We start from the raw sequence: 17506 nt of genomic DNA, 5'->3' as shown, positions 1-17506 counted from the left end.
CTTGTCAGGTTCATTACCGACACCTCCCGCTCGGGTGAGTCTGACAGCGCGGGGAGGTGGCACCTACTGAGCTTCGGCCATATCTCGACGACGCGCGGGGCGCGGGTCGGTGGCGCAGGGGTGCCGCACCTGTTGCAGACTCAGACCGGGCAGGCCACGGGGGTGACGGCAGGAGGATCCCCGCGCGAACGTAACAACGCCGCGTACAGCCTTTCGTGGTCCTCTGCGAGGCGGGCCATGGAGAAGCGTGCCTGGACGGCCGCTCGGCAGTCCTGCCGCTGCAGAGTCGCGACGTCGGCGACGCGCCGGGTCATGTCGGCTTCGTCGACGCACAGGAAGCCCGTGCCGGCATGGTCGACGATCTCGGGGGCGGCGCCGCGCGCGTAGGTGAGGACGGGGGTGCCGCAGGCCAGGGCCTCGATCATGACCAGCCCGAAGGGCTCGGGCCAGGTGATCGGGTTGAGCATCGCGTGCGCACCACCGAGGAGGTCCACCTTGCGGTTCGGGTCGGGGTCGTGGACGACCGAGATGTCGGGGCCGAGCAACGGCTCGACCTGCTCGAGGTAGTAGGCGCGTTCGCGTGGCTCCCACATCTTGGTCGCGATCACGAGCCGCCAGCCGGCCCGGCGGGCTATGCGGAGGGCGCGGTGGGCGCCCTTCTCGGGCGACATGCGGCCCACGAAGAGCAGGTAGTCGCCGTCGCCCGCGCCACTGGGGTAGTCGGCGAGGTCGAGACCGTGGTGGATCACCGCGGTCACCGGCACCGGGGGCGCCGACCTCGCCTGGTCGTGGGAGATGGCGACGACGGCGGCGTGGCGGGCCACCGCGGCGAAGATGCGCCGGCTCAGCGGGGTGTACGGTCCGTGGTTGGTGACGGCGCCGGGTGGCGCGCCCATCGCTGCGCCGACGAGGGCACCGATGACCGTGTGGTCGTGCACCACGTCGCAGTCGGCGAGGTTTTCGTAGGCGGCGAGGACGTGGGCCGCCTCCGCCACGACGTCGCCAAGGGGTTGGGCGGGGCGGTCGAAGAGGTGCTGGCGCGGCACCGGGCAGGTGGAGGTGCCGACCGTGAAGAGCTGCACGTCGTGTCCGCGTTCGAGCAGGCCCTTGGCCAGGGTGTGGACCACGAGCTCGGTGCCTCCGTATCCGCAGGGAGGGACCGGAAGCCACGGCGGCGCGATGATTCCGATGCGCATGTCAGCCGACCATCTCGACCGCACCGGACTCGCGATGCGGGCACCGGCTGTGCGGCGCGAGCGCGGCGGTGAAGTCCTGCACGGGCTCGTACGTCATGAGGTCATTGAGCGCCGCGCTGGTCGGTGCCGGAAGGGCCGATGGTCCCGTCGGGCCGGGGCAGCGGCACCAGCATGACCGGAACGCGGGTCGTCTCGACGGTGCTTCGCACGGTGCGGGCCCGGCCACCGACCGGACGTGCGGACCAGCCGAGAACGATGAGGTCGGCCCCCTCGTCGGCAGCGACGTCAGCGACGAGTGCGCCCGGAACACCGCTCCTGGCTACGACGCGAATGTCCTGACCGGGCAGGAACCGTGACTGGAACTCCTGCTCCCACGCGTCCTCCTCGTGACCGACCTGGTCCCAGAACGGCGGCACGTTGCCGGCCTCGAAGACATGGAGTGCGACGAGCTCCAGCCCAGCGCCCGAAAGGAGCGCGACGGCGGTCTCTACGGCATGTGCGGCCTCCGCCGTGCCGTCCAGCGGGAGGAGCACGCGCCGCACCTCGAAGTCCTCGGGAACCCCGGAGGGCGTGACGACGATCGGCTGCCGCACCGACCGCGCGAGGTGCAGCCACGGCGCGTCCGGGTCGGACCTGCCGACGACGGCAACCGCGTTGGCCGGCCACTCTTCCGCGTGCTCCGAAGAGCCCGGACACGTGTGGGTGCCGAGACACCCGGCGAGCGCCTCGCTCACTCGTACCACGGCGTTTCCTTGGTCTCCGGCGCCGCGCACGGCGATGACATCGATCATGTCGCACCTCTGTCCCATCGCTGGGTCAGGAAGTGGTCGGCATCCGTCAGTACGACCGGTTCCGCGCCGACCCGTACGGCGAGGGGACCGTCGACCCGCACGGTCATCTCTGCACCGGTGACGTACACATCGACGTGCCGGCCCAGGCAGCGGAACCGCACCCCGACCCGGCGCCAGGAGGCCGGCAGCTGAGGAGCGATGTTGAGCACGCCGTCCCGTACGTCGATCCCCAGAAATCCTGTGAGTATGGCTTGCCAGGCACCCCCCATAGCGGCGACATGGAGGCCGCCGGCCGAGATGCCGGTGGTGTCGTCAAGGTCCATTCGGACCGCCGTCCGGAGCAGCGTCAATGCCTCGTCGGGACGGCCGGAGCGAGCCAGCACGGATGCGCTGACGGCTGGCGACAGCGAGGATCCGTGCACGGTGCGAGGCAGATAGTGCTCGAGATCAGCCGCAAGCGAGCCGGGACGCGCGGCGTGTGGCAGGAGGTGGTGCAACATGAGCACGTCAGGCTGCTTCACGAGCTGGGTGCGGGCCAGGCGTTCGGGCGGGAGCAGGACGTCCGCGGCCAGAGGCACCGGCCCGAGGTCGGCGGCCAGCAGCGGCTCGAGGCTGGAGTAGCCGCGGAACTGCTCGTGGCGGCCGTGGCGCGGATCCCAGCCGTCTACGAGTCGGCCCGCGAGGTCGCGCCAGCGCCGGGTCTCCTCGGTGGGTCGATCCTCGGATTCGCAGAGGTCGGCGGCGCGGACCATGTTCCAGCGGGCCATGACGTTCGTGAAGGCGTTGTCGTCGACGTGTTCGTGGTACTCGTCAGGACCGATCACGCCCTCGATGTGAGCGGTGCCGTCGCTCGAGGTGCGACAGCGTGACGCCCAGTAGCGCGCCGTCTCGATGACGAGAGGGCGACCGGCACCGGCAAGGAAGGCGTCGTCGCCGGACCAGCGGGCGTAGCAGTCCGCCGCCCATGCCACGTCGGCCGTGATGTGCTCCTCCTCGGCGCCGGTCAGCACAGCCACCCGACGTCCGCCGAGATGCCCGTGGTGAGGAGTGACGTCGTCCCCCGAGGAGGCTGACTCCCAAGGGAATCGCGCGCCTGCGTAGCCCTCCCGGGCTGCGCGGGCCTGGGCAGAGGGGAGCCGCCGGAGACGGTACTCGAGCATCGTTCGCGCGGCCGGTGGGCACATCGTGACCAGCGCCGGCAGGACGAACGCGTCAGCATCCCAGAAGACGTGGCCTGCGTAGCCTGGCCCGCTCAGGTCGCGTGCCCCCACGGCGCTCTCGCCGCAGGCGCCTGCCGCGCCCCACAGGTGGAAGAGCGCGAATCGCAGGCCGAGCTCGATGTCCGGCTCGTCCGGCAGGTCGATCGCGCACGCGCGCCAGCGGGTGGCCCAGGCGCGCCGGTGAGCGGCCAGCGCCACGTCGAACGTCTCTTCTCGGAATGCCTCCACCTGGTCGGCCAGCTCGTCGGGCCTCGGCGCCACGTCGCCCGACGCTGACTGGGCGACCAGGCGTTCGACGGTGCGTCGGCCCGCCGAGTCGCGCGCCTGTCGCTGCGCGCAGGCGACGGTGATGCCGCCGCGGCGTCCGGCCACAGTCGCCCAACGGACCCTTCCCCGTCGGTTGCTCCTGCCGGCCCCATCCTCGGGCAGCAGCAGCGGGGGGCCTGCGGCCAGGACATCGATCGTCCCTTCCGCACGCATCGCTGCACGACCGGGCTGGGCGGCGCTCAGGAATCGAGCGGTTCGCAGGACCTCAGCGTCAGGACCGGGCACCGAGCGGAGCAGGACGCCCGTTCGCAGGTCGAGGATACGCACGTCCTCACCGGGTGGAGGGGTGAGTCGAAGGCCCGTCCAGATCGGGCCGGGCAGAAGGTGCTCCTTGGATCCGACGCCGTGGTAGACCCCTGCCCCAAGGACCATTGGCATCGAGCCCCTCGGCGCCTCCTCGACCGCACCACGTAGACCGATGCCGGCTTCCGCGAGTGTGAAGAGGGCCTCGGTGACACGGTGCCGCATGGGATCTGTGCCGACCTCTCGGATGACCCAGGCGGGGTCCTCATCGATGCCCGGGACGCGGTGGCGGCGCCGGTGGCGCTCGGTCAGGAGCGCCAAGACCTCGTCGCCGTTCACCGGGGCAACGACGAGGAGGCGCTCACCGCCTGCGGGCCGCGGGCGTCGCCACCAGGTCACCGCGGCATCGGGCGTGAGGATCGCAAGCACCAGCCCGGGCCCGAGCCCGTCGTCGAGCAAACGCTCCAGGGCCGCCTCGAGCGGCCCCGTGCAGACGCGCACGCCACTGCGGGCCAGTCGGGTGAGCGCCCCGGTGACGCGGCTGCGACGTGCCCGAAGCAGGGGGGCGAGTCCGTCCGCGTCCAGCACCACGGCCGCCCACGTCACATCGGCCGGCGACCGCTCGATCTCCAGCCCGGCCAAAGTGGGCACGACGAGACTGGCACCGGCCTCCTCGAGGGGGCCGGGGTCCGGCGTGACTCCGACGACCAGGCGGAAGCCGGCGGATCGCGCAGCGAGGACTCCCGCCCGCGAGTCCTCGAATAGCACGCAGCGGTCGGCGGCCAACTCCAGCATCCGGCAGGCGTGGAGAAAGACGGTCGAATCCGGCTTGCCGGGCAGCGAGAGACGTGCTGCGTCGGCACCATCCACCACGACGTCGACAAGGTCGCTGAGACCGGCTGCGCGGAGCACGTCGCGGCCGTGCCGGCTCGAGGTCGCCACGGCGAGGGTGACTCCCCGGGCCCGGAGCGCCCGAAGGAGCTCCACGGCTCCCGGCAGAGGGCCAGGTGCAGCTTCCTGCAGGAGCTCCTCGAAGTGCCTGTCCTTCCGTGCTGCCAGCAGGGCCACCGTTGCCTGCTCTGCCTCCAAGCCGCGGGCGCGGAGGAAGGCGCGGGCGCCGTCCTCCCTGGGAAGCCCATCGACGTGCGTCCGGTAGTCGTCGTGGCTGAAGGGACGCCGGTCGCCCTCACGGGGTCGGCAGTGCTCGCGGAGGAACGCGTTCATCGTGGTTGCCCAGGCCAACTCGTGCAGGCCGGCGGTGTCGGTGAGCACACCGTCGAGGTCGCACACGGCACCGGAAACCGCGAGCGGAATTGAGAGGACGGCCACGCCACCTTCATCCCACGGTGCCGTGGAGGCCGCGAGGGCCCAAGGTCCCCCATCTGCGCAGGCGCCTTCGGCGCGGGTCACGCCTCCGCCCCACGTCGGCGAACCGCCTGTGCTCAGAGCACCCGTCCCACCCGTGGAACTCGAAGAAGCACCGCGCCCACTGCGAAGGACAGCGTCACTCCCGTCACCGCCACCAGTACGAACCTCGCCTCCGTGGGCCAGGCCAGGTGCCGGCTGGCGAGGATGAGCACGACCAGGACTGCTTGGTGCACGAGGAAGGTCGCGTATGCCGCGCGGCTGAGCCACCCGGCCAGTGGTCCCTGCCTGGGTGCGCGCCGCCGGAACGCGTCGACCGCCCACACCGATACGGTGACCAGCACGGTGGCCTCGACGAGCGCGAACGCCAGCGACTGCCAAGTCCCACCGCCACCGAACGCGTCCTCGTTGTGGCCGGCGGTCGTCAGGAACGCCACGAGTCCGGCGCACACCGCCATGGCCAGCCACGCGGTGTGCCGCACCCGGCGTACGAGTACCGGGTCTAGGCGGTCGAACCAGCCACGCTCACCGGCGATCGCGCCGAGGGTGAACCCCGCCACCCATCCGGGCGCCTGCCCTAGCGCGAGGTGCCAGCGCTCCTCACCGAACGGCGCCCAGATCCGCACCACGGACGACGCCGCGGCAACGACGACGACGATCCCGATCAACGGCCGTCCGGTGAGCCGACCAGTCACCTCCCGGCGCGCCGGACGATATCGCCGCACCACGGCATACCCGACAGAGAACAGCAGCAGCACGCCGAGGAACCACGTCGGACCGGGAGCGGGCGGAAGCGGCCACCAGGCGCGCGGAACGAAGTCCCAGAAGCTGCCACGGAAACCAGCATTGCTCGAGTCGACAAACTCGATGGGCGGCGTGAGGAGCAGTACGAAGGCCATGCTGGGCGCCAGCAGCCGGATGGTGCGGTCGCGCAGGAATCGGCGGATCCCCTTGTGCTGCAACGACCCCGGCGTGAACAAACCAGCAACCATGAAGAACAGTGGCATTCCGAACGACACGCCGATCACAGTCGCGAGGAGGAGCATGCTCAACAAGGGCTCACGCACTGTCGGCTCACTGAGAACCCAGGCGCCCTCCAGCCCGTTCCATGCGAGGAAGACGTGCGCGAGGACGACACCGGCCACCAGGGCGACCTTGAGGTTGTCGGCGTAGGCGAGCCGCGGTCGCCGCGGCGAATGGTTGGCAGAGGCAGGCCGAGGACCCTGAGGAACAGCCGTGGCGTCGCGGGAGCTGCTCGCGCCACAGGGGGGCCGTCTCGCGGTTGTCATGACCGTGGCCTCCGTTGCACTCAGCGACCTCCGGCTCGATCCGCGAGCCGATCCACGCCGATGGCCGGGCTGCCAGCAGTGTCAGTGCCCCGCCGCCGACCCGCGACGACGAACAGCGCTCCCGAGAGCACCATGGGCAGCAGGGCCACGCCGATGGTGAGCGCGCGGCGCCAGTCCTCTCCGGCCCCGATGACCGCCAGCATCAACGGAACGATCGTCACCGCGAGCATGAGCCAGCCCGCCGCCCATGGGCGGTGCAGGCCCGCACAGGCCAGTCCGATGTCGACCACGAGAGACAGTACGAGCGACACCGGGCCGACGGAGTCCTCGAACTCACGCCAGCGGTCGTAGTCGAGGAGGAGCAGTACTCCGAAGGCAACGGGTGCGAGCGCCGCCACCGCGAGCACCGGCAGGCCGATCTCCGGGCGGTAGTAGCCGAGCAGACACAAAACAATCAGCGGCACCAACCAGGAGCCGATCAGGCCGGCTGACCTCCAGCCGCCCGGATCCAGGATCGACTCGCCCGCCAGCATGAGCACGACGAAGCCGCCGAAGGCAGCCATGATGCTGAACCCCGCCCACGTGGTGCGCGACACCATCACCATCTCCTTCACGCCTCACCTCACACGTAGCCCCGAAGTGGCGCGTCGCGGCAGAGACCTTGGTCCCCACGAAGTTCGAACGCGGAGGAGGGACCTTCGCCTCGGGCGCCCGGCCACCCCCGTACACGAGTCTGGTCCCATGACCACCACGGCTTCTGCGATCGACGGCCTCTACAAACCACGCCGCGACACGGTCGAGTTCGTCGACGTGCCGCAGATGGCCTTCGTCGTCGTCCCCGGTCAAGGCGCGCCCGAGGGACCTGCGTTCGCTGCGGCGATCCAGGCGCTGTACGCGGTCAGCTACGGCGTGCACTTCCTCGTGAAGAAGGCGATCGGTGAGGCACCGCGGGTCATGCCGCTCGAGGCGCTGTGGTGGGTCGGCGACGACGACGGCCAACAGGCACTGGTCGAGGCGGTGGCGCGCGGCCAGGGCAGCATGGCCGACACCGACCGGGACCGCTGGCGCTGGCAGGCCATGATCATGCAGCCCGAGCCGATCGACGCCGCCCTCGTCGCCGAGGCCATGGCGCAGGCGCGTACCAAGGACCTGGCCGCCCTGGACCGGGTCGCCTTGCACACCTGGGAGGAGGGCCGCTGCGCGCAGCTTCTGCACATCGGTCCGTATGCCGCCGAGGCACCTTCGCTGCGCCGCCTCCACGAGGCGATCGCGACGGCCGGCATGCGCGCCCGCGGGCGGCACCACGAGGTGTACCTGGGAGACCCCAGGCGCAGCGCGCCGGAGCGGCTCCGCACGATCCTGCGGCAGCCGGTCGAGCCGGCCTGAGCGGACCCCCGCGGCGCGGCGGCGTGTTCGAGGACCTCTGGCTCTGTTTCGAGGTGCGGCACTGGCGCCATCGTGGGCTGGTGAGCCTGAAGGTCGCTGCAGCAGTGGCCGCCATCGCCTCCGCGCTGGCGCTGTCCGGCTGCGCAACATCACCCCCGCGCCCGACCGGATCGTCGCAGCCGACCACTGCCGTCCCCACATCACCCCAAGCCACTTCGTCCACCTTCCCGGCGCGCACCGTCACGACTCGTGCGACGGCCATGACGCGGGTTCCCAGCATGGCCGGCGGGACGACGACCACTGGCCCGGGCACGCCGCTTCCATCGACGCCTCGCCCGACGCCCCCTGTCGGTCCCCGCGCTGGTCGTCCGGCATGGGTCACCGTCTCGGTCGCGACCCTGTGGCGCTCGTCGTCCTCACCGCGGGCGGTCGACGACCCGGCACTTCGCTCGCCGGCCGACATCAGCGGGTGGCTTCGCGCCATGTCCTTGGCCGACCGCCGAGGTCTCCAGGGCCGGGCGGACACCCAGGCTCTGCTGGGCGACCGAGTGCTGGTCACGGCAGTGAGCGGCAGGTGGGCCAAGGTCGTCGTCCCCGACCAGCCGACGCCACTGGACGCGAGGGGATACCCGGGATGGGTGCCGACGCGACAGCTCAGTGCCGTGGCTCCGCCACGGACGAAGGAGCTCGCCACCGTGGTGGCACGGACCGCCTGGCTGCGGGCCGACACCTCGGCTGCGGGCAGGGTGGTCGAGGTGAGCTATGGGACGCGCCTGCCAGTGCTGGAGAGGCTCGATGGTTGGCTGCGGGTGGGGCTTCCCGGCGGTGCCGTGCGGCGGGTCGACCCGGCTGTCGTGGTCCTGCACGGCCTCACAGCTCCTGCGTCGCGAGCCACGGGGGTCTCGATCGTGCAGGCTGCGCAGTCGTTCACCGGGCTGCCCTACCTGTGGGCGGGGCGCTCTGGGTTCGGCTTCGACTGCTCGGGGCTGCCCTCGCTGGTCTACCGCGTCCACGGCGTGGTGATCCCCCGCGATGCCGGCGCGCAGGCCGTGAGGGGTCGCCGAGTACCCGCTGGTGCGACCTCGATGGGCGACCTGCTCTTCTACGCGACGGCCTCGGGCAACGTGCACCATGTGACGGTGTATGCCGGCTCCGGGCAGATGGTGCAGTCGCCCGGGACCGGACAGACCGTCAAGACCGTCCCGGTCGCGACTCAGTCGTATGCCGCCGAGTTTGCGGGCGCGCGCCGATACCTACCCTGACCGCGCCCCGCCCTCGCGGTTCGCCTTGGGAGGTCACGGCCACGGGTACCGCGCCGAGGACGGATACCGGGACTGGATCTTGTCGACCCGGCTTGTCATGACCGGGGCTTTCGCGTCTCCTTGTCGGAGGGTGGTGCTGGTTTCCTGGCAGCATCCTTCCGGCGCGCGCGCAGCGTCTCGAACATCGCGATGCCCAGGTACCGCCGCAGCGCGGAGTCGGTTCGCGCATCGGAGGGTCTCGGCGGCCTCGACACGACCGCGTCGGCGGCTTCCTTGCGTATGCGGCTGCGTTCGATCTCTGACATGGCGCACCTCACGACGTCGGCCGCCGACGCCGGGCCGGCGGTTCCCCTGGCTTCACGCTACGGCGGGACTGCGCGTCCGTCCGAGGACCTAGGTCCCACTGGATCGCTGGTGGCAAAGGGTTTTCGCCATTGCGAGCCGTGCTGCGGTCGCTGAGGCCGATTGCCCTGTGGGCGGGACGTTGTGCCCTGGCGGCCGGGACTGACGCTGCGCAGGCTGGGGGAGTGAGGTACCACCCGCTCGCTTCGCTGGTCCTGGCGTTGGCGGTGGCCGGAGCCTGTGCGGCGCCCTCCGCGCCGCCCGCCGGCTCTCCGTCGGCCACGCGTGCCCAGACCCACGCATCTCTCACGGCGACACGGACCGCGGCGACCTCGGTCCCCACGGTCACAGCTGCGAGCACGACCGTGAGATCGACCCCCGTTCCGCTACCGAAGACGAGCACGACACTCCCCGTCGCGACGGCGAGCTCGCCGGCGGCCACTCCAACACACTCGACAGCTCCTGTGGTGAGGGGCAGCGTGGTGTCCCGGCTGCCGACGTCACGCAAGGTGGTGGCGTTGACATTCGACGGTGGGTCCGGAGCCGAGGCTGTCACGTCGGTGATCGCCACCCTGACTCGCGAACACGTCCAGGCCACCTTCTTCCTGACCGGAGAGTTCGCTGACCGGCACCCGTCCGCTGCGGCGGCTCTGGTACGTCACGGAATCGTCGGTGACCACACGTACACGCACCCGCACCTTCCGCAGCTGAGCGATGCGGCGCTGAGACGGCAGGTCACGTCCGCCCGAACGTCGATCCTGCAGGCCACGGACCAGGACCCGAGACCGTTGTTCCGCTTCCCTTACGGCGACTACGACCGCCGCACCCTGGCGGCTGTCACCGCGATGGGCTACGTGGCGGTCGGCTGGACGGTCGACACCTTGGGGTGGAAGGGCCGGGCCGCAGGGATCTCGGTGGGGCAGATCGCCGACAGGGTCGCCGCCGCACGCTCCTCGGGCGCCATCGTGCTAATGCACTTGGGCGCCGCTCCCGACGGATCGACCCTCGATGCCGATGCACTGCCCAGGATCATTGCCGAAGCCCGCTCCGCGGGGTACGGGTTCGTGACCTTGAGCCAGCTGCGACCTACCTGAGGGGGAGCGGCAGGAATCGACGGTGCCGTGTGTGGCCCCCGGTGTCTCGACGACGTCACTGACCATGCGCGATGGCGGTCAGGTCAGCGACAACAGCACAACGCCGCAGGCGACCCCGACCGCGAAACCGACGATCGGCATCCAGCCCAGTCCGGACAGAGGAGCACGCTCTCGCTTCGGGGGGTTGTGTCGGCGCCACTTCGTTGCCGTGGCCAGCGCCGCGAACACCAGGACGACGCCGGCGCCGAGAACCGCCAGGGGTGCGGCGAGCGTGTCAGGGAAGTAGCGCTGCATCACGCCGGGTACCACGAGCAGCGTGGCAACCGAGCCCACCGCCAGCAGGACGAGCGCCCGCAGACGGACGCCGATCGCCACCAGTGCGGCGGCGGTCGCCAGTGCGAGGGCGGCGCCCCAGTCGTAGTTCATGGTCAGCTGTGAGCCCACGGTCGCCGCGGCCCCACCCAGCAGGTCGGTGCCGTGGCGCGGCTGCACGTGGCCCGCCCAGCCGAGCATGAGCCAGCTCCCGCCCAGTCCCCAGATGGCCATCCCTGACAGGGCCACATCACCGCCCAGGTAGGCCGCGACGCCGGAACCCAGGGCGACGGCGAGGGTGACCACCACGGCGAGCTGCTGCAGCATCCATCGGTGTCGGCGCCACAGCTCCAGCCCAACCGCGGCCGCTCCCGACGCGGCGACGAACGCCACCTCCTCACCATTCCAACCGAAGGTCTCGTCGGCCAGGAGACTGATGAAGAACGCGGTGGCGGCCACGGTCAGCACCCAGAGCACCGAGCGAAGTCGTCCTGCCGCGGGCCGCGCCGGGTTCACGTGCACGAGGTATCCGGCACACAGCAGCGCCAGCGCAGCCGAACCGGTGAGGGCGAGGCGCCCTGGCCGTCCGAGGTCGTCGAAATACTGTCCGGTGATGGCCCCTGCCGCGATGACGATGAGGATGCCGCCGACGTAGCCGAGTGCCTCAGCCACCAAGCTGGTCGGTGGCAAACCTGCCCCCGCCAGCGAGACGCCGGTGGTGGAGGCCGGCCTTCGAGGGCCCCACGGCTCGGTCTCAGGGGCGGTGGGCCGAACGCCCTCGAGGTCGGCACCGTGCTCGACGGCAAGGATGTTGCTGGCCTGCTCCGGGGTGATGAGCCCGTGGCGCACCCACGTCTCGAGGCGCTGCTCCAGATCGCCGATGGCTGCATGCGAGTGCCTGGTACCCATAGGTGCACGATCGGTTCGGTCCGGTGTCGGCGACAGGGCCGTTGGGCCTGCTACCGCCATACCGTCCTGGGCTGCTCGAGTCCGCGAGATGCACCCGATGCGGACGACGCTGCTCCCGGCCGCACTCGATGGCTGACGATAGCGGGTCGCCTTGTTGGCGTCGTTGCCGGCGGCCGAGTACGGCTCGACAGCAGCCCGGTGTCCCAGCCGGCTTCAGCCGGAGCTGCCGCCTCGTTCCCGTCCGACGGCACGGTGTCTCTTGTGCAGGCTGTCGACGAGCACGACAAGTCCTGCCGTCGCGGCCGCGCCGACCAGACCGAGGGCGGGCGGCCACGTGCCGCCCAGGGTTGCCGACAGCGGCGGAACCGTGACGAAGGCGATGCACACTGCTGCGTCCGCGAGGAGGGCGGCGCCGAGCAGACGGTTGGTGCGACCAGAGCGGTGCCACGCCGGCATCGTGGCGCTGCGGCATGCCACGGCATTGGCGAGCTGACCCGCCGCGATGGCCATGAAGGCAGCACCGGAGGCTGCCGTGAGCAGGTTGTGCTCGGGCACAGCACCCAGCAACCAACCGCCGGACCAGAGCACGGCCGCGAAGGTGGCCAGCGATCCCACGGCCTCCGCAGGTCCCAGGATGAGGAAGGCGCGGGTCAACACGCTTCGGTCGATCAGACGCGAGCGGCGAACTGGCCCGTCCATGGCACCCCGATGGGGTGGTTCGGCACCCAGGGCCAGCGCCGGCAGCATGTCCGTGCCGATGTCCAGGGCGAGGACCTGCATGACCCCGATGGCCAGGGGGAACTGCCCGGTCGACAACGCCCACACCACGAACGGCGCGAGCTCCGCGACGTTGTCGGTGAGGTGGTAGGTGAGGAACCGGCGGATGTTGGTGAACGTGGACCGGCCCAGCTCGATGGCGTCGACGATGCTCGCGAAGTGGTCGTCGAGCAGCACGATGTCGGCGGCTTCCCTCGCCACGTCGCTTCCCGACGCCCCCATCGCCACACCGACATCGGCGGCGCGCAGGGCCGGACCGTCGTTGACGCCGTCTCCGGTCATCGCAACGACATGGCCCCGCTCGCGCAGTGCCTGGGCGATGCGGAGCTTGTCCTCAGGGTTGACGCGCGCCACAACGAGTCCACCAGGTCGACTGAGCAGTTCGGCCAGCTCCGAGGAGTCGGTGGGCAGCTCCGCAGCGGTCAATGCCGGTGTCTCAGGGTCCGCCAGGCCGACCTGCCTGGCGATGGCAAGAGCCGTGGCAGGGTGGTCGCCGGTGATGACGGCTATGCGTATGCCGGCCCGCTGGCAGCGTGCCACCGCGGCGGAGACGTCGGGGCGTGGCGGATCTTCCAGCCCAACTACTCCGAGCAGGGTTTGACCGTGCTCCAGATCGGCGTCAGCCGCGTCGCGCCAGTCGGGTGCGGCGCGCGTGGCGACTGCGATGACCCGCAGGCCCTCGCGTGCCATCTCATCGACCACCGTGGACAGCTCGCGCGGCGGCAGGGTCAGGATCTCGGCCACTGACTCGGGGGCGCCGATGGTCACCACCCGAGGCCCCGCCTCGTCAAGGAGCACCACGGATGAGCGTCGCCGGGCCGCCGTGTAGGGCAGTCGTCGCGGTATCTGGGCGGTTGGGGCGGCAGGGTGACCGCTCCGTCGGGCGGCCACGTCCAGCGCGACCTCCATGGGGTCACCGTGCGGCCGCCACTCGCCCGTGGGTGCCTGCACGCTGCGGCCCCGCACGCAGCTCGCGGCTGCATTCAGGGCCGCGGTTGCGGCCGATCCCGGCTGGTGGCCGAGCGGTGTCGTCGGGTCGTATCCCGCAGCGTCCAACGCTTCGTCACCTTTCGTCGGCGTCCACACCTTGACCACGGACATCTGGTTCAGGGTGAGCGTTCCCGTCTTGTCCGTGCAGATGTAGGTCGTGGCGCCGAGGGTCTCCACCGCCTCGAGGCGACGGACGAGGACGCGGTGGTGGGCCATCTGCTGCGCAGCTCTGGCGAGTGACAGGGTGACCGTGGGGAGCAGTCCCTCGGGTACCAGTGCGACCGTTACTCCGAGTCCGAAGAGGAACGCGGCGGACGGCGCGAGGCCCAGGAGAAGGGCCACCGCGAAGAGGCAGACACCGACGACGGCGGCGAGGCCCGAGACTGTGTGGACGACACGCCTCAGCTGCAAGGTCAGGGGACTCGTGCCCGGCTCGGCGCTCAGGGTCAGGGCCGCGATGCCCGCGAACCTCGTGTGCGAGCCCGTGGCGGTCACGACACCATGCGCCTCGCCCTCGACGACGAACGTGCCGCACCACACTCGGTCGTCGACCAATGGCCGATCGGGAACGCTCTCGCCCGTGAGCATCGATGCGTCGACGGAGAGGGAATGGCACTCGACGAGCGTCAGGTCTGCACAGATCCGTTCACCCGCGGTGAGCACGACGAGGTCGCCCGGGACCACGTCTGCCACGAGCACCGTGGAGGGCCGACCGTCGCGAACGACGGTGGCCCGGGCAGGCACCAGCTCGCGCAGCCGTGCTGCAGCCCTGTCAGCTCGGTACTCCTGCGCGAACGCGAAGAACCCGTTGACCAGTACGACGATGACCACTGCGATGGAAAGTTGCGGCATGCCGGCCAGCAGCGCCAGGCCCGCAGCCGCCCACAGCATCGCGGCGAACAGGTGGGTGAACTGCTGCACGAGGCACCAAAGGGGATGGCGCGTAGGCGGTGCCGGCAGCAGGTTGGGTCCATGAACCGACCGCGCACGGGCCACAGCGGCGGAGGTGAGGCCCGCATGCGCAGACGGCGCCGGGCCGGTGGTGGTCCCGTCATGAGTGGACTGCGCCGGCCGCGCTGTCCGGGTCGGCGGGGGGACGATCGGCCGGTCTCGTTCCCGCCGGATGGACGGTGGATCGTGCATGGACTGTTCCTCTGGTCCGTTCAACGGGTTCTCGGTGCGAGTGGCGCGTCCCCGGCGTCCCACTTCTGTGCGAGGTCGCCGCCGACGATCGAGTGGTAGGTGCGTGTCGGGAAGGAGGCGTCGAGATGTCCGCGCCAGAGTGCGCCCTGACGAGGGCAGCTGGGCCGCCGGTACCTGAGGCCCCGCCGGTGATTCCGGCGGTCTTGCCGCCGAGGCCGTCCTCTGTCCATGTGCACGTCACCGCATTGGTCGTTGTGAGCCATCCTCGCCGCCCTGGTCCTTGAGATGCAGGGTCGTTGGTCCCGGGCGGGACGCCGCACCCGGCGCCGGAAGCAAGCACAACCCGGGCGAGCGGGACCTTCGGCCCTGCCGCAAGCCGGACCCGCGCGGAACGCTCAAACATGGCCGACAACCACGTCCAGGGCACTGCCCGCAAGGAGACACCTTCCGGCACGCCTGAGCACACAGAGCTTCTTGACCGACACGAGTGCTGGGACCTGCTGCGGCGGGGCACCGTCGGACGGCTCGCGGTGGTGGTGGACGGGGAGCCGGACATCTTCCCGATCAACTATGTGGTCGACCACGGCACGGTCGTCTTTCGCACCGACGCCGGAAGGAAGCTCTCGGCCGCTGCGAATCGAGCGGTGGCCTTCGAGGCGGACGGCTACGACGCGAGGGAAGCCGTGGCCTGGAGTGTCGTCGTCCACGGAGTCGGCAGCGAGATCCGCGAGACGGACGAGGTGATCGACGCGATGGGATTGTCCTTGGCCCCGTGGCAGCAGGGAGCCAAGGCGCGCTTCATCAGGATCAAGGCCAGCGCGGTGACCGGCCGCCGGATCCACATACAGGGTGGTCCGACGCGCTCAGCACTCCCGGGATGACACCAACCCGGCCGCGTGCTCGCGGCCGCCGCTGCTTGGCGTACTGGCGCTGGGCGCTCACCTCTTGACGCTGGTGCCGATTGACGACGACTCCAGGACGGCGGCCCGGCCGGCTTCCAGGCGGGCTATGACCAGCCGCGGAGCTGAGCACGAGACATAGTCGAGGCCCGCGCGTGCGAAGCAGCGGATGGACTCAGGGTCACCGGCATGCTCCCCGCACACTCCGAGTCCGAGGTCCGGCTTGGTGTGACGCGACCGCAGGGAGACTGCGCCCCGGACATGACGCCGTGGTGGCCTTGGTCGAGCAGATCCGGACCGTGGCAGACACGCTGTCGACGCACGACCCTGACGTGGCCGCGGTTCGGGACCTGCTCGCCAGGCTGGAGACCGAGCTCATCCCGCACGAGCAAGCCGACGAGGAGCTGCTGGTGCCAATCGTGGCTCGCGCCTTTGGCGGGTCGGTCGCGACCGCGGCCCTGAGCCGGACGCATGCCGAGATCGTGCACCAGGTTGGCCGCCTGAGGCGTCTGGTGGATGACCTCGGAGACGACGTCGAGCCGGAGGACATCATCGAGCTTCGGCGGCTGCTGTACGGGCTCTACGCGATCTGCCGTCTGCACAACAGCCAAGAGGAGGAGAACGCCTTCGTGCCCGTATCGGAACCCACGGCCCGTCCTGAGCACCAGAGATCCAGAGACGCCCGGCTCCCGATGTCGAAGGTCCAGCCAAACGGGACCTTCGGCCCTGACCACTTCATGACGGGCCAACGGAGACTTGACCTGTGGTTGCAGCAGAGCAGCCGCGCGTGTTGGGAGGCCGCCGTGCTCGTCCGTGAACTCATGACATCCCCTGCGACGAGCCTCCGGGCAGGCTCACGGCTCGAGGCAGCCGTCCAGCTGCTGGCTGGGCGGCACATCTCCGCTGTTCCCATCGTGGATCCTCAGGACCACGTGGTCGGCATCCTCAGCGAGGCGGACATCTTGCGCGAGCGCATCACGCCCGACCCGAGGGCTCACCTCCGGCTTGTCGAGGAACCGGCCGAGCCGTGGCACCGCCTGGTCGACGACGTAATGACGCCCGACCCGGTCACGGTCCAGGAGACCAGCGATGCGGGGCACGTGGCCGATCTACTCGCCGACACGGGTTGGAAGAGCCTTCCTGTCGTCAACGGCCGTCGTCTCGTGGGTGTCATCAGCCGCAGCGACCTCCTTCGTGCGCTGACCACACCGGACGTGGCGATCGAGGAGCGGGTCGTCGATGACCTCGCGCGGATCGGGCACGAGGAGTGGCACGTCGAAGTGATTGAAGGTGTGGTCACTCTTCGTGGACCGCGGCCAGGAAGGGAGACGCGACTCGCGGCCGCGATCGCCCAGACCGCTCCCGGGGTGCGGCGCGTGGTGGTCGTCGAACAGCCGGCTCCGTAAGTTGGCAAGGTGCGCGCCGCGAGATCCGCCTGGGTTGCGGGACAGACGCAGTCGTTGGGATTGATCGCCGGCACCGCCCCGCGGCCGGGTGCCTGGTCGTAAGCCGGACGGGGGACAACACGGCATCCGGGAGGAACGATGACCAAGCGCAGGAAGAAGCAGTGGTCGGATCTGAGCAGGCGGCAGCGGACGGCAGTGCTTGTGGGCGGCTGTGTGCAGCTGTCACTGGCGGTGACGGCGTGGGTCGACCTGGCCCGCCGCGACCCGGGCGAGGTGAACGGCAACAAGGCGAAGTGGGCCGCGATCATCGCGATCAACTGGGTCGGGCCGATCGCGTACTTCACGCGAGGGCGCAAGCAGCCCGGGGGCGCCGTTGGGCCTTGACGGGGCACGCTCGCCGCGCAGGGCGGTCGACGTTGACGGGTGCCGACCAGCAGCAGGACCGCAGCATGCGCGGCGCGGCGAACACGACCCGGAAGTGCACCGGCCCAGCAAAGTGCCCCGGTGCAGCCGAGAAGCCGCTGGCCGTGCGCCACCGGCGATCATGCCGAAGAA

General features: G+C 70.6%; 13 protein-coding genes and 1 pseudogene. 6 read left to right on the top strand and 8 right to left on the bottom strand.

The window, feature by feature from the left end; all coding sequences use genetic code 11:
• Nucleotides 1–140: 140 nt before the first annotated feature.
• The 5 genes from H9I49_RS07945 to H9I49_RS07925 all read right to left on the bottom strand — a co-directional run bounded on the left by H9I49_RS07945 (nucleotide 141) and on the right by H9I49_RS07925 (nucleotide 6994).
• The gene (locus H9I49_RS07945; RefSeq protein WP_188029825.1) at nucleotides 141–1196 is read right to left on the bottom strand and encodes a glycosyltransferase family 4 protein; all 1056 of its coding nucleotides are present in this window, start codon (nucleotides 1194–1196) and stop codon (nucleotides 141–143) included.
• Nucleotides 1197–1297: 101 nt separating this feature from the next.
• Nucleotides 1298–1987, bottom strand: coding sequence for a universal stress protein (locus H9I49_RS07940; RefSeq protein ID WP_188029824.1), 690 nt, complete (start codon nucleotides 1985–1987; stop codon nucleotides 1298–1300).
• On the bottom strand, nucleotides 1984–5106 hold the full coding sequence (locus H9I49_RS07935) for an HAD-IA family hydrolase (RefSeq protein WP_188029823.1): 3123 nt from the start codon (nucleotides 5104–5106) through the stop codon (nucleotides 1984–1986). Before H9I49_RS07935 ends, H9I49_RS07940 begins: the two co-directional genes overlap by 4 nt.
• Before the next feature lie 113 nt (nucleotides 5107–5219).
• Complete coding sequence (locus tag H9I49_RS07930; RefSeq protein ID WP_255523785.1) at nucleotides 5220–6431, bottom strand: acyltransferase; 1212 nt, start codon at nucleotides 6429–6431, stop codon at nucleotides 5220–5222.
• Between the two features lie 20 nt (nucleotides 6432–6451).
• On the bottom strand, nucleotides 6452–6994 hold the full coding sequence (locus H9I49_RS07925) for a hypothetical protein (RefSeq protein ID WP_188029821.1): 543 nt from the start codon (nucleotides 6992–6994) through the stop codon (nucleotides 6452–6454).
• Between the two features lie 178 nt (nucleotides 6995–7172).
• On the opposite strand from H9I49_RS07925, the gene H9I49_RS07920 reads away from it, so the two are divergent.
• The 3 genes from H9I49_RS07920 to H9I49_RS07910 all read left to right on the top strand — a co-directional run bounded on the left by H9I49_RS07920 (nucleotide 7173) and on the right by H9I49_RS07910 (nucleotide 10515).
• Nucleotides 7173–7817, top strand: a complete 645-nt coding sequence (locus H9I49_RS07920; protein WP_188029820.1) for a GyrI-like domain-containing protein — start codon at nucleotides 7173–7175, stop codon at nucleotides 7815–7817.
• Between the two features lie 482 nt (nucleotides 7818–8299).
• Nucleotides 8300–9079: a C40 family peptidase gene (locus H9I49_RS07915; protein WP_188029819.1), complete on the top strand. Its 780-nt coding sequence runs from the start codon at nucleotides 8300–8302 to the stop codon at nucleotides 9077–9079.
• A 443-nt stretch (nucleotides 9080–9522) separates the two neighbouring features.
• Nucleotides 9523–10515: a polysaccharide deacetylase family protein gene (locus H9I49_RS07910; RefSeq protein ID WP_370587534.1), complete on the top strand. Its 993-nt coding sequence runs from the start codon at nucleotides 9523–9525 to the stop codon at nucleotides 10513–10515.
• Nucleotides 10516–10593: 78 nt separating this feature from the next.
• On the opposite strand, the gene H9I49_RS07905 is transcribed toward H9I49_RS07910, so the two are convergent.
• Complete coding sequence (locus tag H9I49_RS07905) at nucleotides 10594–11736, bottom strand: DUF2157 domain-containing protein (RefSeq protein WP_188029817.1); 1143 nt, start codon at nucleotides 11734–11736, stop codon at nucleotides 10594–10596.
• 213 nt (nucleotides 11737–11949) lie between these two features.
• Nucleotides 11950–14604 (bottom strand): cation-translocating P-type ATPase, encoded by a 2655-nt coding sequence (locus H9I49_RS07900; RefSeq protein WP_370587533.1) that lies wholly within the window; start codon nucleotides 14602–14604, stop codon nucleotides 11950–11952.
• Between the two features lie 443 nt (nucleotides 14605–15047).
• Here H9I49_RS07900 and H9I49_RS07895 point away from each other — a divergent pair, with 443 nt between their 5' ends.
• Nucleotides 15048–15527, top strand: a complete 480-nt coding sequence (locus H9I49_RS07895) for a pyridoxamine 5'-phosphate oxidase family protein (protein WP_188029815.1) — start codon at nucleotides 15048–15050, stop codon at nucleotides 15525–15527.
• Nucleotides 15528–15584: 57 nt separating this feature from the next.
• Here H9I49_RS07895 and H9I49_RS07890 read toward each other — a convergent pair.
• Nucleotides 15585–15779 (bottom strand): annotated as a pseudogene (locus H9I49_RS07890) (putative PEP-binding protein); the annotation flags it as partial.
• A 65-nt stretch (nucleotides 15780–15844) separates the two neighbouring features.
• Here H9I49_RS07890 and H9I49_RS23815 point away from each other — a divergent pair.
• Entirely contained in the window at nucleotides 15845–16951 is a 1107-nt protein-coding gene (locus H9I49_RS23815) for a CBS domain-containing protein (RefSeq protein WP_370587479.1), read from the top strand.
• A 138-nt stretch (nucleotides 16952–17089) separates the two neighbouring features.
• Nucleotides 17090–17335, top strand: coding sequence for a PLDc N-terminal domain-containing protein (locus tag H9I49_RS07870; protein ID WP_188029814.1), 246 nt, complete (start codon nucleotides 17090–17092; stop codon nucleotides 17333–17335).
• Nucleotides 17336–17506 lie beyond the last annotated feature (171 nt).

The sequence above is a fragment of the Terrabacter sp. MAHUQ-38 genome (assembly GCF_014518425.1).
GTDB lineage: Bacteria > Actinomycetota > Actinomycetes > Actinomycetales > Dermatophilaceae > Terrabacter.
This window is presented reverse-complemented; position numbering and strand designations above follow the sequence as displayed.